Source organism: Sporosarcina sp. ACRSL (genome assembly GCF_022346605.1).
Taxonomy (GTDB): Bacteria; Bacillota; Bacilli; order Bacillales_A; family Planococcaceae; genus Sporosarcina.
This window is the reverse complement of sequence record NZ_JAKRNT010000002.1, coordinates 233,277-254,368: the sequence shown is the minus strand read 5'-3', so window position 1 is coordinate 254,368 and position 21,092 is coordinate 233,277. Positions and strand designations below refer to the sequence as shown.

Genomic DNA, 21,092 nt, shown 5'->3' with positions numbered 1-21,092 from the left:
TACGAAGGATGCCTGCTACATACGGGGCATCCTTTTCATTTGCCTAGTTATGGCGCAATCTGTGCGAGTTATGCGCGAGTTCGGTCCGATTTTGCTCGAGTTCAGTCCGATTATGCGAGTTTGGCGTAGTTTTGCGCGAGTTCGACACAAATATGCTCATTTCATGACTTAATACCTACTGACGGTAACAACTGACAATCTTTCAAAATAATGAATGACTTTACCACTTCCATATATTATGATGTTGCTAACTATAGATAATAGGGGGTTAGGTCAATGAAACTTCGCGTTTCTGCTGTGCAATATCATTTGCATTCCATCCGCTCCTTCGAGGAGTTTGGGGCGCAATGTGAGCACTATATTCGCAATGCCCAGGAATACGGGGCGGAATTTGTCTTATTTCCGGAATTCTTTACGACGCAGTTGCTTTCCATCGGGAATGAAAACGGAAAAGCGCTATCGATCGAAGCGCTTCCTGGCTTTACGGATCAATACATCGAACTGTTCACAACGTTTGCAAAAGAAATGAAAATGCATATTATCGGCGGCACTCATGTTGTTCAGCGTGAGGGGCGCCTTTATAATGTCGCCCATCTGTTCTTCCCGGATGGCACAGTGGAGGAGCAAGCGAAATTGCACATAACCCCCTTCGAAATTGAAGGTTGGAATATGGCAGCGGGCGACGAGCTGAAAGTGTTCGACACGGAAAAAGGAAGGATCGCCATCCTAACATGCTATGATATCGAGTTCCCCGAAATCGTCCGGATGGTGAAGGCCGCAGGGGCAGATGTCATCTTCTGTCCGTCTTGCACCGATGACCGTCACGGGTTTCATCGCGTCCGGTATACGAGCCACGCGCGTGCGATTGAGAACCAAGTATATATCGTGTTGACAGGGACAGTCGGCGCCTTGCCAACTGTCGATTTCATGCGCGCAAACTTTGGGCAGGCCGCAATCATTACACCGAACGACATTCCATTCCCACCGAGAGGGTTGGCAGCGGAAGGTGAATTAAATCACGATATGCTAGTGACAGCTGATTTGGATTTGAGCCTGTTGTATGAAGTGCGCGAGAAAGGGTCGGTGACGACTTGGCGCGATCGCAGAACAGATCTGTACACGGATTGGGGCGCGGCTCCGGTCAGGAGTGAGATTGATGGCATATCGCAGTGAAGTGATGGTCTCCCATGAGGGGAGCTTCATTCCTGTTGTTGTCCGCAATTATTCAAGAGCGGATTTCGATGCCATGATCGCACTGCAGGCGGATTGCTTCCCACCGCCTTTCCCGGAGGAACTTTGGTGGAGCCGGGAACAGTTGGAGAATCACGTAAGCCTCTTCCCTGAGGGAGCTATTTGTGTCGAGCATAATAGGAGAATAATAGGATCGCTCACTGGTTTGCTAGTGAAGTTTGATTCCAATAATCTCGATCATACGTGGGAGGATATGACGGATGGCGGGTTTATTCGAAATCACGATCCTGTCGGTGACACATTTTACATCGTTGATATTTGCATTAGTCCGGAGTTCCGAAAGGCGGGGCTTGGCAAATGGATGATGCAGGCAGCTTACCAGCTTGCTGTGAAGCTTGATTTGACACGTGTCCTTGGCGGCGGAAGAATGCCCGGATACGGAAAATTTTCGGCAGACATGACACCGCAGCAATATGTCCAAAAGATTGTCCAAGGTACTATAAAGGATCCAGTCATTACATTTTTGCTCCGCTGCGGACGCATACCTGTCAAATTAATTGAAAATTATTTAGAAGATGAAGAGTCGCATAATCATGCGCTATTAATGGAATGGAAGAATCCGTTCAAGAGGGGGAACTAGAGATGGAATTTATTCGTGTGAACAATATTGAAGATCCGTTATTTGCAAAAATGCACAACTTATTAAGGGAGATTTTTCCGCCGGAAGAGGTCTTGGAATTCGACTTGTGGAAAGAGCCGCTTGAAGACCCGAGTATCCGCGTCTTTGTTGCGGTGCATGAAGGGGAAGTCGTTGGCGCAACGGAGTACCGTTATTATCCGGATTGGAATATTGCGATGACGGATTTTACGATAATCGGGCAATCGGGCCTCGGCATCGGCCGTTTCTTGGCGAAACAGCGCGAAGAGGATTTGCAGCGCTTGGCGCAAGAAAACGGCAAGACATTGTTCGGCATGTTTGCGGAAATTTATGATCCTTATGAGCGAGAGGATTTCGCTTTCGGCGGCGTAATGGCCATGAACCCATACGTCCGGAGAGAAGTGCTGTCCCATCTAGGCTATAAGCGTCTTGACTTCACATACGTTCACCCATCGTGGAAAAACGATGGGGAGGCGGTCGAAGGGCTCGATTTCTGCTTCATGCCGACGGATGAACAACTTACGGAGATTCCATCTTATTGGGTCGTCGAATTCTTGAAGGATTATTATTCGGTCCTGTCGAATAAACCACAACGTTGGCTCGACATGATCGAAGAGTTGAAGCAGAAAGAAAAGCTGAAGCTTCTTCCACTATAATGAGTAAATCCACGCATCCCTTAAAGGCGCGTGGATTTTTTAATGAAGAAGCTCGAGCTCTCTTTTAATAAATGCCGACCGTTCTCCGATATAACGACATATGTAGTCGGGTTCTTCGTCGAATTGGTCGATACTGTCCTTTTTATACGGATCCAATAATAAATAAGGTCGGAGCACTGCATGCATTTTTACTATTTTCGGTTTCAAGTTGTCGACGGTGAACTGATTGTTCACAATATCCTTTAGTAAGTTTTTATATTGGTCACGAAATGTTTTTACATCGAGAATCCTTGCTGTTAACGTATTGAAGCCGGTTATTCGTAAATAATCGCTTTCCATTTCCAATCCATTGACATCCCGCCCCCATGTTGCGTCGTAATCCCATGGAATGATTTCATATAGCCCGGTCTCTTTGCTCCGATAAAGTGCATAGTTGTGGACAAATCCATCAAAATTTTGAGTGAAAACGACACCCCCAAGCCAACGTAAATACTTATCCACATCTATATAGTTTTGAATTTTCTTTTCAAAATCTTCCCTTGCAATCGTGTTAATATCTATAATCATTTGATGTAAATGAACTTCGTCCTCCTCGGTCCCGCATTGCAGTTCATATCCAAACGTAAGGGATTTTTTCACTTCTTTATCCAAATCGCTCATGAGTGAGAAGTTTGCATCCCCATCGACCGCATAAAAAATAGAACCAGCTTGTAATTTACGGTTTGCAAGGAATCGCTCATCCACCGATTCCAATTCTAAATAAACCCCTTCATTTCTTCCATTCACTTTCAAAAAGACAAATCGCGCTTGAGGTGCGAGGCAACCAATTTCATTAAAAAAATCAAAGGAAAGTTTATTTCGTAGTAAAGAGGGGTCTTTATATTCTGCATTTAAATGAATGACGTTCGCATTCCGATACGTCGAAGGTTTATAAAAGGAAACCTGGTAGGACTTCTTTGGGAAGTCCCGGATATGTGATCCACGATAGGCGATATCAATATCATATTTTTTATTTTGAATCGTTAGCTTTGCAGGAACCGGGTCGTCAATCCAAATATCTTGTCGGAGCTCATTCAGATCCATCGGGTGAATAAAAAGTCGGTATTCAAGTAATCTCTCAGTAGTTCCCACGGAAATCCACCCCCTATTCATTATTCTATTTCTATGAATTATCATGAAGGATGTTTCCATAACAATATTTGTCGAGAATTGTGCACTTAACTCTACTCCTGTCGCATTTGCAACGTATTTTATGGAGAGGAAGAGGCACAGTGAAATGCGTGGATTCTTTCTCTATAACATGGGAGGGGGGTTGGACATGTCACTCTTTTTTGAAGATGAAATACGGAGAGCGAGGGAAAAGGTCGGTCGTTTAGGACTTGATGACTTTATGTTTCAGGATCCTCGGAGCAATAGAAGGACATCTCGGAATAAACGTAGAACGAGCCGTCGTACTAGTAGAGTACGAAATACTTCGAGCAATCGCCGAATCACAAGCAGGAAACGGGTAACATCCCGCATTCGCCGTCGCACAGACGTTTGGGCACGTTTCTGGAACCACAAACGCAGACGCACTGGCACTGTACGGAGCACTTCACGTAATCGCAAACGCACAAGCCGAGTTCGAGTAACTTCTCGCAATCGCAAACGCACAAGCAGAGTTCGGGTAACATCCCGAAATCGCAAACGCACAAGCAGAGTTCGGGTAACATCCCGAAATCGCAAACGCACAAGCAGGGTTCGGGTAACTTCTCGCAATCGCAAACGCACGAGCAGAGTACGGGTAACTTCGCGTAATCGCAAATGCACAAGCAGAGTACGGGTAACTTCTCGCAATCGCAAATGCACAAGTAGAGTACGGGTAACTTCTCGCAATCGCAAATGCACAAGCAGAGTACGGGTAACTTCGCGTAATCGCAAACGCACTAGCAGAATGCGGGTTTCGTCATGTGGGTGTGGTGGAAATCGTCGCCGCACAAGTAGAATGCGGGTAACTTCACGAAATCGTCGCCGTACAAGTAGAATGCGGATAACTTCACGAAATCGTCGCCGTACAAGTAGAAGACGAGTCACTTCGCGTAACCGAAACAAACCTATTAATTTTCGACCGAATTGTCGAAATCGGGCCACGTGTCGTAACCGATTTTTCTAATTTTCGAGAACTAGATAGTAAGCAAATCAAAATTCAATGAATGTACCGACCGATACAAAAGGAGTACCAATCCTGCTTTGTCGAATGCAGGACGGTACTCCTTTTCTTATTAATGATCGGCAATGCCCATTGCGAAATGCACTCTTACTCGTCGGCATGTCTCATAATAAAGCTCATATGTCTCCCCGTTTTCTTGTCTTGGCGGTACGAGAATCCATCTGGGCTTATGTAGGTACATGTCCGATCAATCGTGATCCGGTCTTCCGGAACACCTGCAAGTTCTAATTGTTTTTTCACGGTGTTCTGGTTGTCGATATGGTATTTATTCGTTGGTTCATTGAAATACATAAATTCATCCGCGTACTCGAGTGCTTTGAACTTCACATACACATCCTCGTCCACTTCGAATTTCTCCTGACTGAGCGCCATACCGATTTGTACATGGAAATCTTCAGCCTTACATCCTTCAGCAGTTTTCAAATGCTCAAAGACGTTTAAAGTGATTTCCTGGACGGTTCCTTTCCAGCCGGAGTGGATGACTCCAATGAGACCATTCACTTCATTCCAAAAAATGACCGGAACGCAATCTGCAGTGAAGCTGCATAGTAAAATATTTGGTTCAGTTGTATAAAGCGCGTCCGTGTTTGGGATGGCGGTTGCTCCAACTTCAGCGCCGCGCCCCTTATCGGAAAGTGTCACTTTGTGGAAATTTGTGCTATGCGTTTGACTGGCGGAGACGAAATCCTGTAATTTGCATTGGAGGGAAGCCGCCAACCGCTTCCGGTTTTCTAGGACAGACTCCGGATTCAAACTTGCGTGAAACGCCATATTATTATGCTCCGGCAGACGTTCATCTTTCAACGTCGTTCCTGCAATGAATCGTTTATTGTCGATATATATTTTTGTTTTCATATCATCACCTGCTACTACTATACTCGATTGCAACGCGGACAACCATGACAGCTGTGCCGTTTTGGGTAGAAATAATTCGGTGCCCCGCAACCTATTTAAAGATGCAACATTTTCATTTCTCTTCGATAACCTGCAATGATTTTTGTGAACAACACGATCCATGCGAGGATACAAACTACTAATAGTATGCGGATGGCTCCCATCAAGGACCATTCGAAAAAGGGAGTGGAACCGATGTAAATGTTTACGTAAAGTGATTGAAAACTGACGAGCAGGATGAAGGCTCCCATACTTAAATTCATGGCAAACGCCCTTCTTACATAACGCATTTTTTCCTTCGTGTCGTAGCTGAATGCTGGAACTTCTTCGCCTTTTTCGTAAGGCATTGCCCAAATGGAGTAGTTAAGCCATGTCGTATTAGATGTGAATTTAAGTTTCCAACCGGCATCTTGATGGAATGAATAAAAATCAGTATTCACTTTCGGCTCGAAACTCACTTCGTAGCTGATGAGCTGAGGTTTCGTCTCCCGAAATGTGAAAACAGCGGCAGTAACGGATTCAAGCTCCAGTCCTTCGAGCGCCAATCTTTCAAGCCATTCTTTTGTTTGCAATGGTTGATACATCCATCCAAGACGTAGTTTGCGAACCTTTTGTCCGAGGCTCGACTTTTCGATCGTTGCCCCCATCTCTTTGACTTCAAACTTCCGATAGGCTCGAAATATGAAAACGGTAAGACCAGCTAAAGACAAGAAAATGATGAGGGGAATTAGTATAGGCATGACCATTATTTTCCCTGTCGTCGCGTGGCTAGCAATTCCCCAAATGAAGAAGAAAGGAAATTGGAGAGTCAACCAAAGTGTTGAGAGAATTAGAAAGATATAGGCATGCAATCGAGTTCGTCTTAGAATCGCATCGCGCATTGGACGGGATGTGATCTCCAGCGATTCATTTTTCAAAATCCGCCATTTCCCCGAAGTGGTGGCCGTTTCCCAACCCGAAGTGAGTAGTCCGGATGTAATCTCGGTTTTATCATATTGAATGGCATACGAAGTTGAAGTGCTCGGACCTTTGTCAAATGAAAACAAGCGTAATAACGGATTAAAACGAGTTAGGTGATAACCGTCCCTCGCCATTTGTGATAGCCATTGTTCAGTATGATCTATTCGATAACTCCAAAACAACTTAGCTTTTTTCATAAGAAGTCCTCCTCAAATCGCAATACGTTTGCGTGCAATTCTTTTAGCCTTTCCATTTCAGCCTGCATGACCAGTTTTCCGCTAGCAGTCACTTCGTAAATTGTTTTCCGTTTGTCATCCGCAAAAACAGTGATCATTGTATCCTTTTGCATTTTTGTTAACGTGCCATAAATGGTGCCGGAACCAAGTCGTAGGCGACCATCTGTCAATTCCTCAACCCGCTTAATAATCCCATATCCGTGTCTGGGTTCGGTTAGTGAAAGCAGTATATAAAAGGCGGTTTCCGTCATCGGCACATACTTCTTTATCAACTTATCCATAAGGTTCCCCCATATGTCGAATCAATATATGTCGTATCTCGACTATATCACGGTGTGACATATATGTACAAGAGACATTTTTATTTATAGGAGAAATGAACTTTTTAAAGGTATGATGACTCTTATAGGGGAGAGGTGAGGTCGTGAAGGTCGTTCGGTTAGTCAAAAAGGCAAAAAAGGGGAACAAAGAGGCATTGCTTCAACTGATCATGGATCAGCGGGACGATTACTACCGTCTTGCCTTGACGTATATGAGAAATGAACATGACGCCATGGATGCGATGGAAGAGATGATCGTCAGTTTATATGAGAATATAGACCAGCTAAAAAAGGAAACGGCCTTTTATAGCTGGAGCAAAACCATTCTTGTGAATCGTTGCAAGCAGATAGTAAAGAAGCGGCATAAAACAGTTTTGCTGGATGAATGGGAATCGCATGAGATTACACATGATCCTTACCGTCTAAGCGAACAGCAGATGGAACTCCAAGACATGTTGAAGTGTGTGAATGAATATCAGAAAGAAGCCATTCAATTGAAATACTTTCATGACTTGGATTATGAGACGGTCGCTGCGATAACGAATGTTTCGGTCGGAACGGTGAAATCGAGGATCTTTCAAGGGTTGAAAAAAATACGAGAAGCGTATGGGGGTGAGTCCCATGAATGAAATTGAAAAACGTTTGGCCGAAGAGCATGAGCGTTTGAATAAAATAAAAGCACCGAACGAGTTGGAAGGGCGGCTAAGGCAGGCACTAGATAAAGTCCCGAGAAAGAAAAAGTTGAAACCGAAGTGGCCACTAGCGGTTGCTGCCTTGTTATTCGTATGCCTTGTCGGATATAACTACAACGGTTTGGCGTATTATGGGAAGAAAATAATCGGCTTTGATGAAGTGATGAGCGGCACCCTCGCTGAATTGAATGAACAAGGAATGGGACAGACAATTGGAAAGCAGGTTCTACTTGAAGATGGAACGGAGTTGACGGTGGACGGCATAATGACGGATGCCAATCAATTGATCCTTTATTATACGCTAATGAATTCAGAGGACAATGAAGGTATTACATTTGCAAGCATCAAAGGATTTTTGACGAATTCTAGCAGGGGTGCCGGAACGTCGATTATCAATGAAGAACAATCTGAAATAAAAGGGCAAATGTTTTTCGATCCCGTTAACCCGTTTGCGAAAACATTAACATTGGAAGCTACAAAGTTGACGAAAGATGGCAGATCGATATCAGGAAGTATTTCATTCCCTTATGACCCGAATAAGGCTATGCAATCCGAAATCCAGCAAAAGATCAATCAAACAGTGAAAGTCGACAAAGGGACAATCACATTCAAAGCAATTACAGCTACTCCTACAGTAACAATAATTAAAGGAACCATGAATGTGGGGAATTTGAGTCGAATCAATCTCCCTTTTGAAAAAGTAGAGTTGCGTGCGAACGGAAAGTCCGTTGAGATGATGGGTAGCGGCATCACCACCAAACTGGGCGGCACTACATTTGAATTGCGTTATGATGCATTGCCAAAGGAGTTGGATTCTTTGGATTTGGTCGTTAAGGAATTTGTTGGCTATACAATCGTCGATGAAAAGATTCCGCTTAGTACAATAAGTGAGCACCCGTTCCTCCTAAAAGGAGAGGATTTGTGGGTGAGAGATGTTGTACAAACGAAAGACAGTGTGGAAATTACTATTGCTTCTAATGATGATATCCTTTTCGATGGTGTAACAATCGAGGGTGAGGGAAGTTCAACCCCGCTTGAAACAACCGTTGGGCAAGACTTTGAAAAGCTATATAACGGAAGGATTTTGAAGGTACGTACATTAGTATTTCCATTAGAGACGACACCGGATTATATGCATATTAAGGGGATGCATCATATGAAGCCGGTTGATTACAAAATTGAAATTCCGGTAAAGTAAATCTGGCGGCTACGGCGTGATAAATATTTGATTAAACTTCAACCGTCCGGGGAGACTGATTGTAAATGGATGGAAAGGAGCGCTTGACAATGAGCCGGAAAAAAGAACCGCATAAAAGTTTCACCGAGAAAAACAACGGTTTGAGTGCGACCCAGGAAGTGCTGTATGCGAAGGAATTCAAGAGGGCCGACAGAGCAGCAAAAGAACCGGAGAATAAAATTCGTGAAAGAGAGCAATAATGAATAAGCCACGACCGATTGCGTCCCCCCTGCGATCGGTCGTGGCTTTTTTTTTATTGCATATAGTTGGACCTATCACAAAAATCTCCTCCTTATCTCATTAGATGCATGCCAATTTTATGAAAAAGGAATTATGTTATTCATTCTTTTCTGTTTATCTTGTATAATAATGGTAGGCAGCTAATGCCAAGATACTATAAGGGGAATGAGAACAATTAAAATAAATTGGAAGAAGTTATTGTTTCTGTTGACAACCGTCTTCCTGATTATACAGATCGTGGGCAGCTTCTTTTTCTATGAGCTGGCGGTCAAGCGCGGCCCGAAAGAATACTTGCAAGGGAATGCCGATTTGAAAGTGGCGGATGAGACGATGGACCTATATTTGAATGGGGATTGGAAAAAATGGGTCTCCGTACAGAAGTTTGAAACTCTCCACCTCTCTTCGCGGGATGGTCTAAAGCTTACAGGGTATTATTTGCCCGCTGCAAGACCGACAAATAAAGTTGTCGTCTTGACGCATGGCTATTTAGGCAATGCTAAGCAAATGGGGCTCTTCGGCCAGTATTATCATAATGAACTAGGCTACAACATCTTCATGCCGGATGCGAGAGGGCATGGTAAGAGTGAGGGCGATTATTACGGATTTGGATGGCCGGAACGGCTCGATGTGATTGATTGGACAAATATGTTAGTGCAGAAACTTGGACCATCGACGGAAGTGGCATACCACGGGTTATCCATGGGGGCGGCTACCGTATTAATGGCAAGCGGTGAGGAAGAACTTCCCCGTCAAGTGAAGGCGATCATCGCAGACAGTCCATACCAATCGGTCTACCAATTGTTCACCTACCAAATGAACCGGATGTTCCATCTTCCCGCATTCCCGCTATTGGATAGCACGAGCGCGTTGACGAAAGTGCGTGCCGGGTATTCATTCAGGGAGGCAAGCGCTCTGAAGCAAGTGAAGAAGACGAGTGTACCCGTTTTTTATATTCATGGAATGAATGATACATTTGTGCCGACGGAAATGGCTGGGGAATTGGAAGAGAACACGTCGAGTGAAACTGAAATATTCCTCGTCCCGAAAGCAAATCACGGAGAGGCGTATGCCCTTGCCGGAGATACGTATAAATTGAAAGTCGGTCATTTTCTTGATCGCTATATGAAATGAAAGGCCGGTTCCAGACATGGAACCGGTCTTTTCATTATTTTGGCTCATTCGCTTTTCGAATTTCCATTGGATCCGTGTCGCTGTACTTCGCAGTCCCTTTGCCGCCGGTTTGGGCAAGGAGATTTTTCACTTCGTTATAACTTAATCCGGAGTTCGCATTTTGCCGTTTCACTTCTTCGATATCGGTTCCTGCTTCAGTGAATTTTTTCGGTTCCTTCATGTTTTACACCTCCTGCCCTTTTATGATTCCTTGCCGGTAGATTTTTATGCTGTTAGAAGAGTGTTATAATTGACGCAACTCTAACAATGTTTTCTTTATATGATGTAAGGGAAAAAAGGAATGGAGGTGTTTATAGTGGAGAAGACAATTTATATCGTTCGTCATTGTGCTGCAGACGGACAGTCACCGCATGCGGATTTAACCGCGGAAGGAATCATCCAGGCCGAGAAACTAGCGGACTTTTTTGCGGAAATTGAAGTAGATCGGGTCATTTCAAGTCCTTTCGTCCGTGCAAGGAGAACTACGGAACCGATTGCCGACAGGAAAAGGATCCACATGGAAGAAGACAGCCGACTAGCGGAACGGACGTTAAGCACGTATAACTTTGAAGATTGGCTGTTGAAATTGGAAGAAACCTTCCTCGATTTTCATTTGAAATATGAAGGTGGGGAGTCTTCCTACGAAGCGATGGACCGTGTTTGTAAAGTGGTCGATGAACTGCCGGACAGCTCGAAAACTGTTCTTGTCACACATGGAAATCTGATGACATTGCTGTTGAGATGCTTCGATGAGCAGATTGGTTTTCAGGAATGGCAATCACTGACGAATCCGGATGTCTATCGTGTTCAAGTGACGAATGATGGTGCGCGAGTTGAGCGAATTTGGAAGGAAGAGGCCTTGCAATAGGTCCACTATCTGAATTTTTCGTTGAAAGACCTTTCGCAATTGAGTATAATGAAGACACTTATAAAGGAAAGGAATGACGTGTGGACGATGTACAACTAATCTTGTAATTCCGGAAAAAGAGCATGGTTGATTCTTACGGAAAACAGGATTGGTCTGTCCACTTTTAAGTCATTTCCTCAAACGGTTGCTCCCTATTTGCAGGGGTTTTTTGAGGTATTTTAAAATTGGATAGCTATACCCAATCCTTCCGTGAACTAGGCGGAGGGTTTTTTTATACCCTCCAGTAAGGGGAGGAATCTTTATGTTGTTAGGAAATATTCATAACGTATCGTACTCCATTGGAGATGCGATTATTTTGGAGAACATTTCGGCGGAGGTGCCGGAAGGGGCTTGTATTGCAATTGTCGGTCCAAATGGGGCAGGGAAGTCAACATTGCTATCATTGCTTGCGGGGGAAATGAAACCGACGTCGGGCTCAATTGATTGGATTGGCAAAAAGCCTAGCATTACATTTTTCAAACAAGAGCAACCAAATGAAGGTAGTATTGACTGGGAACAATCCGAAACATCGATATACCGTTCGAAATGGAATGTCCCGGAGCAAGCGGAATATTCATTTGCCAGTGGCGGCGAACGGATGAAGTTGCGTCTATCGGCAGCACTTTCTGCGAAGAGTGATATCGTTTTATTGGATGAACCGACGAATCATTTGGATGGAAAGAGTTTGGATGAATTGGTGCGAATCATGAATGAAAGAAAAGCGACGTACTTGATTGTGTCGCATGATCGGCATTTCATTGATCAGACGGCGGATTTTGTCTTTGAAATTGAATATGGGAAGTTGACAGTATATACGGGGAATTATACGGCATATCGCAAGAAAAAAGATATGGCCCGTGCTATACAAGAACAGCAATTCATTCAACAGCAACGAAAAATTGCAAGAGTGGAAGAGCAGATGGCACAGCTTGCAAATTGGTCCGAGAAAGCGCATCGGGAATCGGCGAAAAAAGGCGGGGGCGTGCTAGGCGCGAAAGAATATTGGCGAATGAAGGCGAAGAAGAAGGATGTCCAGATCCGTTCAAAACGCATGCGGTTGGAGGCAGAGCTTGAGAAGGAAAGAATTGAAAAACCTAAAGAGGAGATGGCTGTCGAATTCGATGTGAAAGGAAGTCGGAAAAAAGGGCATCGTGTCATGGAGTTGAAGGACGTCCGAAAAGCGTTCCGTGGGAATGAACTGTTTAAAGATGTTTCTTTTACTGTGCAAGCGGGCGAGCGGATTGCGCTTATCGGTGCAAATGGCAGCGGGAAGTCGACGCTGTTCCGCATGATGCTCGGGCAGGAAGACTTTGAAGGAAATCTATGGCTGACGAAGGGCATGTCGATTGGCTATATGAGCCAAGCGGTTCTCGACTTGCCGGATGATGTGACATTGGCCGATTATTTCCATGCTGAAACCTTTGAGGAGCAAGGTCTCATCCGCACGCAGTTGACAAATCTCGGCTTTGGCAAGAAGCATTGGCAATTGCCATTAGGTCAATTGAGTCAAGGTGAAAGGGTGAAAGTGAAGCTAATGCAGTTCATCCTTGAAGGGACCGACGTGCTGCTATTGGATGAGCCGACGAACCACTTGGATTTGCCGTCAAGGGAACAACTCGAAAAGACGCTGTCGACATTTCCAGGAACGCTTCTCTTCGCCTCGCATGACAAGTATTTCACTGAACGGATGGCGGAAAGCCTGCTCGTATTTGAAAAAGGAGGCATCCGAAAATTGCCGTTGACCTTGCGAGAATGGGAGGAACAGCAAGTTGCCCCACCGAAGGATTCGTCCGTTGAAGAACGATTGCGTGTAGAAACTGAATTGCAGGCGGTATTAGGGAAATTAAGCATGTTGAAACCCGGGACCGCAGAATACGCCAAGTTGGATAAGACCTTCCATGAGTTAAGCAGGAAATTGAGGGAATTAAAATAGTGCAACCCGCTTCGGACACGTGCCGGAGCGGGCTTTATTATGAATGCGGGATGGCAAGAGGAGTTATCTATTGAATGTTAGGAGTTATCTATTGAATGTTAGGAGTTATCTATTGAATAAATGAATTTATCACCAAATCGGGACTTTCTGACCTACCGATAAACTCTATGAATTCGTTATGCGCGATTATGGCCCGGTTATGCGCGAGTTTAGCCGAGTTATGAGCGAGTTTGCCCCAGTTATGCGCGAGTTCAGTGCAAATATGCGCGACTTTAACCTAGTTATGCTCATTTTGGGACCTTCGACTTACCACCCCGTCGCAAATGATCTCCTCCGTAGTTTCACAACTCTACAACGAGGGCAATGACAATAATAAAGGTTGTCATGTTTAGGCTGTGAGTCGATGCAGCAAAATGAAAGAAGGAGGTGGTCCGCGTGCTTTTTGAAATCAAATCAGTAAAGCATGAGCATGACCTAATTTCATTTACGTGGAATGATGTCGGAGGTTTTTACAATGTGTATAAAGATGGCGAGCATTTGTATGAAGGATCCGTTCCGGAATTCCAAGACGGAGATTTCAAACATGGCAAGCTATATCATTATATGATTGAGCGCGTGGAGAACAATCAAGTCGTCGATGTCATTGCGATGCAGACATCGGCCTTCGCAGAAGAAAAAAATGTCGAAAATCCATTGCAATTGCTTGTCATGACGACAATTGTCGCGAAGACGCAAATCGCGCTGTCGTGGGAAAGGATCAAGGACGTCGAAGAATATGAAATCTACAGGAACGGGGAATTCATGGCGAAGGTCGATGAGAACCGATTCATCGACCGGGACATTGATTTGGAGCAATCCTATGTCTATACAATTCGTTCAAGACGTCCTCTTGAAAAATCCGAAGAGCCATTAACATCAGTGAGATCGGCCATATCCAATCTGTTCGGCATGTTGAATCCAGCCACATCCACTTCAGAGTCGGCTGTAGAATCGTTTACGACGATCAAATCCATTGGCAAACTGAGCGAAATGCTAAAGCCGATCAATGACCGAGAACAGGAGATTGCCAAAGTCGATCTGTGGAAGTTCCGCTACACAACTTTTCTAGCGGAAGAATGGGTCAGGAATCCGAACCTATTGTCGCCATATCATTTTTTCAAAGGAGACGGAAGAGGATTCGACCCGAACGGTGACGGTTTCAGGACACGTGTTGACATCGAACTTGCCTATGATGAGAAGGGACAGCCGATGACTTTTACGAAAGAAGTCGGACCGACCGTTGCATATGACCATCTGAAGCGGTTCAAAGATAAAGCAAGGGCGTCTGCCGATGGAATTACAATGAAAAGGACGGATCACCAAAAAGAGGAAAGCGGTTTTCTGCTAGAGCATTCTGTCGGTAATCCGTTAGTGACGGCTCCGAAAATTGATTATGAAGTAAATGCCGTTTTCAGAAGGCATGGCACATTTGACATGTCAGGCTACTTTGACCCTTCGCCCCATCACGAAATTTATATGATGAAGGGAAGAGGAGAGAAGTGGCAGCCGATTATACAAGTTGAAAGCCGGGGGCTCGCGTTCATGTCAGAGGCGATTGCGTATCATTATTGGCGATGCTCGAACTTTGAATGAAACATCACTTTTGACAACATAATGGTGTTCTGTTATCATTGTCTTGAATTCGAGATATATGAATTTGAAAATATTGAACAAGACAGTTAATTGAATCCATATACGAAGGGGAGAAATAAGATGAGGCATATTTTTAAGCAAGGGACGGACAGCTCGAAGCCGACGCTCCTTTTATTGCACGGAACAGGTGGAACGGAACAGGATTTATTGCCGCTAGCTGGATTGATTGACCCGGAAGCATCTGTCCTAAGTGTTCGCGGAAATGTACTGGAAAACGGGATGCCCCGATTTTTCAGACGGCTCGCGGAAGGCGTCTTCGACGAGGAGGACCTCGTTTTCCGTACGAATGAATTGCATGCATTTTTAGACGAGGCGGCGCAAGAGCATGGGTTTGACAGATCGAATATCGTCGCGATCGGTTATTCGAACGGAGCGAATATTGCAGCGAGCTTGTTATTCCATTACGCTGAGTCGTTAAAAGGCGCTATTTTGCACCATCCGATGGTGCCGAGGCGCGGAATTGAGCTTCCTGAATTGACGGATGTTCCCGTGTTCATTGCTGCAGGGAAAAATGATCCGATCTGTCCGGCGCAGGAGACCGAGGAATTGCAGGAATTGCTCGCAGGCGCAGGTGCATCGACTGAGGTTCATTGGGAAATGAACGGACATTCGTTGACGCGGACGGAAGTGGATGCGGCTACAGAATGGTATCGAAATAATTTTTAAGTAGAGAGAAGCCGATCCTATAGGGGTCGGCTTTTTGATTTTCTGAAAGGGAAGTAAAAGATCAATAGCACAATCCCGACTAGAAATGATAAGAATGGGAAGATGAAAGGATAAAAAACGGATGGCATCCAGTTCCAAGCATCCGTATAGTGGCCGATTGCATGTGGAGAAGTGCCGCTATTATTCAACAGTAGAGTTTGCAAAGCATTTCGATTGGTGAAGCTGAACGATTCTCTTCCTAGAAGGCCATCCTCATCAAGATCGTACAAACTGTATGTCAACGTCTCGACAGGGGCTATGCCGATATTAATTCCATCCGTTACAACCGGGTCTTTCGTTTTCTTTAAGATCATATACAGTTTTTCTTCGTCTTTTCGTTTATCTTTTATGATGATAGAAGAAATATTGCCATAGTACCTTGCCAAACCTTCTTCTTCCATCCGTATCGGGTACTGTTCCAATGTATCGATTTCTTCCCCGTTGATAAAAACAGACAAATCAGCAAAAGCGATCTTGTAATTCCAAGGATCCGTATAATTTTCTTCGTCCAGTAGTGTTTCTTTGACCTCTATAATGTTGTTTTTATAATGGAACGTTGATTCTGGAGGTGGATACCTGTGACTAATAATATGAAGCTCGTAACGATTATGCATTTGAGAAGTATGTATTTTTTCCATTGCCATTAGGATAGTCAATGGAAGAGAGCTCAGAAATATAATTACTCCTATTAAAAATACAATCCATTTTTTCACCATGCCAGTCACCCCTGATTTCGTTGAAATATCCCTTCGTAAAAGTCGCTCCTTTAAAATGGAACGGCTGTTTTTGATTTCTTATTTTTGTGGTCGTGGCCAGATAAAATACGAAACGGAGATGGCGAAGTCAATACCGAGAACGATCGTCCATACTTTTAACATACCGGAGAGGGCTTCGGTTTTCGATGGATCATCGATCAAGTAAATCATCAAGAAAAGGAAGCTTCCGCCGATTATGAATGCGAGCACATGTTGCAACGAGCCTTTCATCGAGTGTTTGGCATAGGCGAGCCCGGATTTCCGGACGGGTTTCGTTCCTTGCTTTTTAATGTAATATAAAAATCGTTCATCTGCCCAGCGGATCATACTTTTTCCGAATGCGACTGAAACACCAAGGTAGATAGCGGCGATTCCATGTACTTGTGTGGCGGTAGCGCCGTTGTATAAGTCAGCAGCCGTGACAATTAGCAATATGAGGTCGATGACTGGAGTTAAGGCAAGGAAGAATAGGCCGAGCCTTTTTTTATTGATGATGTACCGTGTGACGAGTCCCGCAATGATGACGACCCAAAATCCGATTTCAGCGGCGATAATCATCCAAGCAATAAAATTCATAAGGACTCCTCCGAATTAAAATTGTTATTTGCATTTTACCGTAAATTGGTTACATATTCCATTTATACACTGAAGAAAAAAGTCTGCCAATCGGTATCGAACCGAATGACAGACCTTTTGCATTTCACAAGATTCATATTATGAACGCAGGGCTCTTTTATTCCAACAAAGGCTCCTGATCAGGCAGCTCTATCCGGAATTTTGTCCCTTTGCCTTTCTCGCTTTCGACGGTAATCGTTCCGCCGTGCAGCGTGACCAATTGTTTTACGATCGACAATCCTAATCCGAATTCGCCGTACGGATTCGTTGTCCGGGAGTCGATGGCTTTGTAGAAACGGCTCCAAATCTTTTCGATTTCCTCGGGGTCCATTCCGATGCCCGTATCTTCAATTTCAATGACGGTGCTGTTCTCTTGCATCAATCCCCGTAGGGAAATCGTACCGTGTTCTGTGAATTGGATGCTGTTTTTTGTAATGTTGAGGAGCACTTGGGTGATTCGATCGTAATCGGCGAAGACGGAGACCTCTTCCGCGACGTCTACGACAATTTGATCATCACGCTCAGCCGCTGTTTCCTCCAATTGGTCTTGGATCACTTCGAGAAGCTCCTTTAATTGGATGTGCTGTTTTACGAGCGTCACTTGGTTGGAACGAATCTTTTCGTAGTCTAGATTTTCATTCACAAGGCGGATGAGCCGCATCGTTTCACTGCTCGCGAGCTGAAGGCCGCGTTCCTTTTCAGATTCCGAAATCATATCGTTGCGCAATCCTTCGATGATGCCGCGTATTGTTGTGAGTGGCGTTCGAAGTTCATGCGAAACGTCCGCCATAAATTGCCTACGGCGGTTCTCGAGGCTTTCAATTTCCGCAGCCGATGCTTCAAGCTTTTCTACCATCTTGTTGAAATCCCGTCCAAGTTCCCCGATTTCATCAATGGTGGACGTAGGAATCCGAATTGAATAATCGCCATGCGCTACGTTTGCGGTTGCCGATTGCAGTCGTTTAATACGTCTGCCGTTTACAGTCGAGAGAAGTCCGCTTATTAACAAGGCAATTACTAGCGCTATGATCGTCGTGTAGATCAAATAACCATTCATTTGCGAAATGATTTCCCGCGAACCTTTAAGTGGCGAGGTTAATAAAATACCGCCAACGAATTCGTTCCGGTGGAAATAGGGGAGGAGGACGAAGGTGACTGCCTGCTCAAATCGCTTGAATTCCTGTTTCACGGTGATCGCTTTCCCGCTTTGCAATGCCCGCCATTCTTCCTCATTCAGTTCAATCAACGGCGTTTTCAGCCCGGTCGAATAGATGATCGCTGATTTTTCATTGAATAAACTATATTGAATGTCCCTTCCTTCGAGGACGTCGCCGTATGACCTTAAAATGAACCGGGAATTCCGTTGATCTTGCTCAATGTCCTTCAGAATCGATTGTCCGTAGGAAGCGAGCTCTTCGGTTTTATTGTCATAGACGAATTGCTCGACGAAATGGGAAAATAATAGGCTTAGAATTAAAAACGCGATGATGATGACGCTGAAATGGCTTGCAAGCTGTTGATAGAAATACTTCACTTTCATTCCGGTGTCCCTGCCGTTTCATCAAATCGGTAGCCTACGCCCCATACAGTATGGAAAAACATTCTATTTGCGTTCGACACTTTCGACCTTAACCGCTTAATGTGCACGTCTACTGTCCGGTCGTCGCCATAAAAGTCATAGCCCCACACACGATCGAGCAGCTGTTCTCGCGAAAACACTTGCTTTGGATGCTGGATGAAAAAATGGAGCAGGTCGAATTCTTTTGGCGTCAAATTCGGCACAGGCTTTCCGTCCAGCAACACTTCGCGAGTCTTTGTATTGATGATAAAATGGTCTGTTTTCAAAGTGGTGTCATCCGGATCTACATCTTTCACGACAGAGTACCTGCGCGTGACGGCTTTAATGCGTGCCATGAGCGCAAGCGGACTGAACGGCTTCGTCACATAATCATCCGCCCCCATCTCGAGTCCGAGCACTTGGTCTGACTCACTGTCCTTTGCGGTTAGCATAATGATCGGCACCGCAATTCCGGCTTGTCGCAGTTTCCGACAAATGGTTACTCCATCCATCCGAGGCAACATCCAATCGATGATGAGGCAATCCCAACTTTCCGAAACGGCCCGTTCATAGCCTGTCAGCCCATCTTTCACAAATTCACCGTGAATCCCTTCCTTTTCAAAAAATAGTTCAATCATGGAAGAGACGCTTTCATTGTCTTCAATTACGAGGATTTTCATTTACCGTCCTCCTAAAGTAAGGTTTCTCTATTCTATAATTATAACGGGAATGAAATAGAAAAACCCGCCTAGTAAACTAAGCGGGCAATACCTTTTCGAACTGTACTTATTCAACTACTTTTATTGTCTTCAATTCGATGGAAGCGCCGTACGGGTGAATGATGACACCTTTCACATGCGGTTTTTGCAAGTAGGCCTTTCCTTCGAAATAGAGTGGACCGAGTGTGCCGTCGTCAACAAGCATCAATTTCTCGGCATCTATTAACATTTGAAGGCGTTTGGCTTCGTCCGCCTCTACGAGCGCGCTCTCAATCAACTTCTTATACTCTTCGTTATAATAGTTTCCGCGCAGGCCGCGAAGCGGTTCTCCGATCCAAAGGCTTAAAATATCCATCGCATCGTTATAGTCCGCACCCCAACGGGAGATTCCCATTTGGAATTCGCTTGCTCTCATCGCATCCAAGCGGCCGCTGTACGGTTTTGTGTCGATTTGTACGTCGATGCCTAGATTCTTTTTAAATTCACTTTGCAGGAAGATCGCTGTGTCTTTTGCAATCGTATCGTCAGCAGTCAAAATTTTAAGTGGTGGCAATTCACCGACTTCTGCGAGTCCTTTTTCCAAGTATTCTTTTGCTTTCGCGACGTCCATTTTGACATGGTCTCCGCTCAATTCGCGGAATGTTTTATTTCCATCACCATGCACGCCTGCAGCGACTAATCCATACGCAGGTGCAGACCCGTTGTTCAACACTGTTTTTGTCAAAGTTTCCGCATCATAGGCGAGTTGGAATGCTTTTCGGATGTTCACATTGTCAAATGGCTTTTCAAGGAAGTTGAACTGCAAATACCATGAAATGAATTCCGTTTCTGTACCAAATTCTTCGCTGTCCCTATAAGCGTCTACATCAGTAGAAGCTAAGTAGACACGATCCAATTCTCCGGCTTCGTAAAGGTTCAACGCAGTGCTTTGTTCTTTGATGACTCTCATCGTCACTTTGTCGACATCTACATTGTCATAATCCCAATACTCTTTGTTTTTCACTAATGTGACGCCTTGGGCTTGGTTGTATTCAGTCAATACATATGGTCCGTTATACAAAATCGCGTCAGCCGTCAATGCGAATTTATCTTCGCCGACTTCGTTAATGAATTTCTCATTTAGAGGGAAATACGTTACAAATGCCGTTAAACCTAGGAAAAACGGTGTCGGCGTCTTAAGTGTAACAATAAGTGTTTTGTCGTCAGGTGTTTCGATTGCGACAGCACTTTCGTCAGCCTCGCCATCTGCAAATTCCTGCCCGCCTACAATATAGTCAGATAGTATATTTGAATAGGCGCCTGCTGTATCAGGATGCATAGCACGTAACCAAGAATACTTGAAGTCTCTTGATGTGACAGGTTCACCATTGCTCCAATTAATGCCGCTGCGTAGATGGAATGTATACGTCAATTTGTCGTTTGATATTTTAACGCTTCCCGCCATGGCAGGCTGTGGCTCGTTATTTTCATCCAAACGGTAAAGCCCTTCCATTACGTTGTTCAATACGGAGAATGAAATACCGTCCGTCGTCAACACTTGGTTCAAGTCTGGAATATCATTCGCGAGGCTTAAGTTGACGACCTTTTCTTTTCCGCCGTCCTTTCCGCCATCCTTTTCTCCTGCTTTTTCCCCATCATTGCTCTTGGAGCCGCTGAATCCGCAGCCGCTTAAAAAAACGGCCAAGACCAATGACATAACGAGCAAGAAATATAATTTCCTTTTCATTAAAATTCCCCTCCTGTTT

Annotated in this window: 21 protein-coding genes; 11 read left to right on the top strand and 10 right to left on the bottom strand. The window is 44.6% G+C overall.

From position 1 onward, the window contains the following. Window positions 1-276 precede the first annotated feature (276 nt). From MHZ92_RS04505 to MHZ92_RS04495, 3 genes are read left to right on the top strand one after another with little or no spacing between them, the layout of a single operon-like run. Window positions 277-1,173 carry a carbon-nitrogen hydrolase family protein gene (locus tag MHZ92_RS04505; RefSeq protein WP_239430331.1) on the top strand — a complete coding sequence of 299 codons (897 nt, stop codon included), beginning with the start codon at window positions 277-279 and terminating at the stop codon, window positions 1,171-1,173. Continuing rightward, window positions 1,157-1,831, top strand: a complete 675-nt coding sequence (locus tag MHZ92_RS04500) for a GNAT family N-acetyltransferase (RefSeq protein ID WP_239430330.1) — start codon at window positions 1,157-1,159, stop codon at window positions 1,829-1,831. Before MHZ92_RS04505 ends, MHZ92_RS04500 begins: the two co-directional genes overlap by 17 nt. 2 nt (window positions 1,832-1,833) lie before the next feature. Then, window positions 1,834-2,505: a GNAT family N-acetyltransferase gene (locus MHZ92_RS04495; RefSeq protein WP_239430329.1), complete on the top strand. Its 672-nt coding sequence runs from the start codon at window positions 1,834-1,836 to the stop codon at window positions 2,503-2,505. A 39-nt stretch (window positions 2,506-2,544) separates the two neighbouring features. On the opposite strand, the gene MHZ92_RS04490 is transcribed toward MHZ92_RS04495, so the two are convergent. From MHZ92_RS04490 to MHZ92_RS04475, 4 genes are all read right to left on the bottom strand, one after another. Beyond that, entirely contained in the window at window positions 2,545-3,588 is a 1,044-nt protein-coding gene (locus MHZ92_RS04490; RefSeq protein WP_239430505.1) for a CotH kinase family protein, read from the bottom strand. A gap of 1,213 nt (window positions 3,589-4,801) precedes the next feature. Then, a complete protein-coding gene (gene pgeF / locus MHZ92_RS04485; protein WP_239430328.1) occupies window positions 4,802-5,569 on the bottom strand; it encodes a peptidoglycan editing factor PgeF in 768 nt (255 codons plus the stop codon). A 95-nt stretch (window positions 5,570-5,664) separates the two neighbouring features. Next, window positions 5,665-6,765 (bottom strand): DUF2812 domain-containing protein, encoded by a 1,101-nt coding sequence (locus tag MHZ92_RS04480; RefSeq protein ID WP_239430327.1) that lies wholly within the window; start codon window positions 6,763-6,765, stop codon window positions 5,665-5,667. Continuing rightward, a complete protein-coding gene (locus MHZ92_RS04475) occupies window positions 6,762-7,085 on the bottom strand; it encodes a PadR family transcriptional regulator (protein WP_239430326.1) in 324 nt (107 codons plus the stop codon). The genes MHZ92_RS04480 and MHZ92_RS04475 overlap by 4 nt, the downstream gene beginning before the upstream one ends. A gap of 143 nt (window positions 7,086-7,228) precedes the next feature. On the opposite strand from MHZ92_RS04475, the gene MHZ92_RS04470 reads away from it, so the two are divergent. From MHZ92_RS04470 to MHZ92_RS04455, 4 genes are all read left to right on the top strand, one after another. Beyond that, window positions 7,229-7,753, top strand: coding sequence for a sigma-70 family RNA polymerase sigma factor (locus MHZ92_RS04470; protein ID WP_239430325.1), 525 nt, complete (start codon window positions 7,229-7,231; stop codon window positions 7,751-7,753). After that, window positions 7,746-9,014 carry a DUF4179 domain-containing protein gene (locus tag MHZ92_RS04465; RefSeq protein WP_239430324.1) on the top strand — a complete coding sequence of 423 codons (1,269 nt, stop codon included), beginning with the start codon at window positions 7,746-7,748 and terminating at the stop codon, window positions 9,012-9,014. Before MHZ92_RS04470 ends, MHZ92_RS04465 begins: the two co-directional genes overlap by 8 nt. A gap of 89 nt (window positions 9,015-9,103) precedes the next feature. Next, window positions 9,104-9,253 (top strand): YfhE family protein, encoded by a 150-nt coding sequence (locus tag MHZ92_RS04460; RefSeq protein ID WP_239430323.1) that lies wholly within the window; start codon window positions 9,104-9,106, stop codon window positions 9,251-9,253. A gap of 205 nt (window positions 9,254-9,458) precedes the next feature. Further along, the gene (locus tag MHZ92_RS04455) at window positions 9,459-10,424 is read left to right on the top strand and encodes an alpha/beta hydrolase (RefSeq protein WP_239430322.1); all 966 of its coding nucleotides are present in this window, start codon (window positions 9,459-9,461) and stop codon (window positions 10,422-10,424) included. Window positions 10,425-10,458: 34 nt separating this feature from the next. On the opposite strand, the gene MHZ92_RS04450 is transcribed toward MHZ92_RS04455, so the two are convergent. Beyond that, entirely contained in the window at window positions 10,459-10,644 is a 186-nt protein-coding gene (locus MHZ92_RS04450; RefSeq protein ID WP_239430321.1) for a gamma-type small acid-soluble spore protein, read from the bottom strand. A 135-nt stretch (window positions 10,645-10,779) separates the two neighbouring features. Between MHZ92_RS04450 and MHZ92_RS04445 the strand changes: the two genes are divergently transcribed. The 4 genes from MHZ92_RS04445 to MHZ92_RS04430 all read left to right on the top strand — a co-directional run bounded on the left by MHZ92_RS04445 (window position 10,780) and on the right by MHZ92_RS04430 (window position 15,661). Then, window positions 10,780-11,331 carry a histidine phosphatase family protein gene (locus MHZ92_RS04445; protein WP_239430320.1) on the top strand — a complete coding sequence of 184 codons (552 nt, stop codon included), beginning with the start codon at window positions 10,780-10,782 and terminating at the stop codon, window positions 11,329-11,331. A gap of 301 nt (window positions 11,332-11,632) precedes the next feature. Further along, on the top strand, window positions 11,633-13,303 hold the full coding sequence (gene abc-f, locus MHZ92_RS04440; RefSeq protein WP_239430319.1) for a ribosomal protection-like ABC-F family protein: 1,671 nt from the start codon (window positions 11,633-11,635) through the stop codon (window positions 13,301-13,303). Window positions 13,304-13,738: 435 nt separating this feature from the next. Further along, window positions 13,739-14,935, top strand: a complete 1,197-nt coding sequence (locus tag MHZ92_RS21560; protein WP_239430318.1) for a DUF3238 domain-containing protein — start codon at window positions 13,739-13,741, stop codon at window positions 14,933-14,935. A gap of 120 nt (window positions 14,936-15,055) precedes the next feature. Further along, window positions 15,056-15,661, top strand: a complete 606-nt coding sequence (locus MHZ92_RS04430; protein ID WP_239430317.1) for an alpha/beta hydrolase — start codon at window positions 15,056-15,058, stop codon at window positions 15,659-15,661. Window positions 15,662-15,678: 17 nt separating this feature from the next. On the opposite strand, the gene MHZ92_RS04425 is transcribed toward MHZ92_RS04430, so the two are convergent. The 5 genes from MHZ92_RS04425 to MHZ92_RS04405 all read right to left on the bottom strand — a co-directional run bounded on the left by MHZ92_RS04425 (window position 15,679) and on the right by MHZ92_RS04405 (window position 21,073). Next, a complete protein-coding gene (locus tag MHZ92_RS04425) occupies window positions 15,679-16,416 on the bottom strand; it encodes a hypothetical protein (RefSeq protein ID WP_239430316.1) in 738 nt (245 codons plus the stop codon). A gap of 78 nt (window positions 16,417-16,494) precedes the next feature. Next, window positions 16,495-17,031, bottom strand: a complete 537-nt coding sequence (locus MHZ92_RS04420; protein WP_239430315.1) for a hypothetical protein — start codon at window positions 17,029-17,031, stop codon at window positions 16,495-16,497. Between the two features lie 157 nt (window positions 17,032-17,188). Next, a complete protein-coding gene (locus MHZ92_RS04415) occupies window positions 17,189-18,610 on the bottom strand; it encodes a sensor histidine kinase (protein WP_239430314.1) in 1,422 nt (473 codons plus the stop codon). Further along, window positions 18,607-19,308 carry a response regulator transcription factor gene (locus MHZ92_RS04410; RefSeq protein WP_239430313.1) on the bottom strand — a complete coding sequence of 234 codons (702 nt, stop codon included), beginning with the start codon at window positions 19,306-19,308 and terminating at the stop codon, window positions 18,607-18,609. Before MHZ92_RS04410 ends, MHZ92_RS04415 begins: the two co-directional genes overlap by 4 nt. 106 nt (window positions 19,309-19,414) lie before the next feature. After that, window positions 19,415-21,073, bottom strand: a complete 1,659-nt coding sequence (locus MHZ92_RS04405) for a peptide ABC transporter substrate-binding protein (RefSeq protein ID WP_239430312.1) — start codon at window positions 21,071-21,073, stop codon at window positions 19,415-19,417. Between the last annotated feature and the right edge of the window lie 19 nt (window positions 21,074-21,092).

Excerpts from the sequence above, each read along its gene's own strand:
- MHZ92_RS04505 (WP_239430331.1), top strand. The coding sequence starts at position 277 with ATGAAACTTCGCGTTTCTGCTGTGCAATATCATTTGCATTCCATCCGC.
- MHZ92_RS04500 (WP_239430330.1), top strand. The coding sequence starts at position 1,157 with ATGGCATATCGCAGTGAAGTGATGGTCTCCCATGAGGGGAGCTTCATT.
- MHZ92_RS04495 (WP_239430329.1), top strand. The coding sequence starts at position 1,834 with ATGGAATTTATTCGTGTGAACAATATTGAAGATCCGTTATTTGCAAAA.
- MHZ92_RS04490 (WP_239430505.1), bottom strand. The coding sequence starts at position 3,588 with ATGGATCTGAATGAGCTCCGACAAGATATTTGGATTGACGACCCGGTT.
- pgeF (WP_239430328.1), bottom strand. The coding sequence starts at position 5,569 with ATGAAAACAAAAATATATATCGACAATAAACGATTCATTGCAGGAACG.
- MHZ92_RS04480 (WP_239430327.1), bottom strand. The coding sequence starts at position 6,765 with ATGAAAAAAGCTAAGTTGTTTTGGAGTTATCGAATAGATCATACTGAA.
- MHZ92_RS04475 (WP_239430326.1), bottom strand. The coding sequence starts at position 7,085 with ATGGATAAGTTGATAAAGAAGTATGTGCCGATGACGGAAACCGCCTTT.
- MHZ92_RS04465 (WP_239430324.1), top strand. The coding sequence starts at position 7,746 with ATGAATGAAATTGAAAAACGTTTGGCCGAAGAGCATGAGCGTTTGAAT.
- MHZ92_RS04460 (WP_239430323.1), top strand. The coding sequence starts at position 9,104 with ATGAGCCGGAAAAAAGAACCGCATAAAAGTTTCACCGAGAAAAACAAC.
- MHZ92_RS04455 (WP_239430322.1), top strand. The coding sequence starts at position 9,459 with ATGAGAACAATTAAAATAAATTGGAAGAAGTTATTGTTTCTGTTGACA.
- MHZ92_RS04450 (WP_239430321.1), bottom strand. The coding sequence starts at position 10,644 with ATGAAGGAACCGAAAAAATTCACTGAAGCAGGAACCGATATCGAAGAA.
- abc-f (WP_239430319.1), top strand. The coding sequence starts at position 11,633 with ATGTTGTTAGGAAATATTCATAACGTATCGTACTCCATTGGAGATGCG.
- MHZ92_RS04430 (WP_239430317.1), top strand. The coding sequence starts at position 15,056 with ATGAGGCATATTTTTAAGCAAGGGACGGACAGCTCGAAGCCGACGCTC.
- MHZ92_RS04425 (WP_239430316.1), bottom strand. The coding sequence starts at position 16,416 with ATGGTGAAAAAATGGATTGTATTTTTAATAGGAGTAATTATATTTCTG.
- MHZ92_RS04420 (WP_239430315.1), bottom strand. The coding sequence starts at position 17,031 with ATGAATTTTATTGCTTGGATGATTATCGCCGCTGAAATCGGATTTTGG.
- MHZ92_RS04415 (WP_239430314.1), bottom strand. The coding sequence starts at position 18,610 with ATGAAAGTGAAGTATTTCTATCAACAGCTTGCAAGCCATTTCAGCGTC.
- MHZ92_RS04410 (WP_239430313.1), bottom strand. The coding sequence starts at position 19,308 with ATGAAAATCCTCGTAATTGAAGACAATGAAAGCGTCTCTTCCATGATT.
- MHZ92_RS04405 (WP_239430312.1), bottom strand. The coding sequence starts at position 21,073 with ATGAAAAGGAAATTATATTTCTTGCTCGTTATGTCATTGGTCTTGGCC.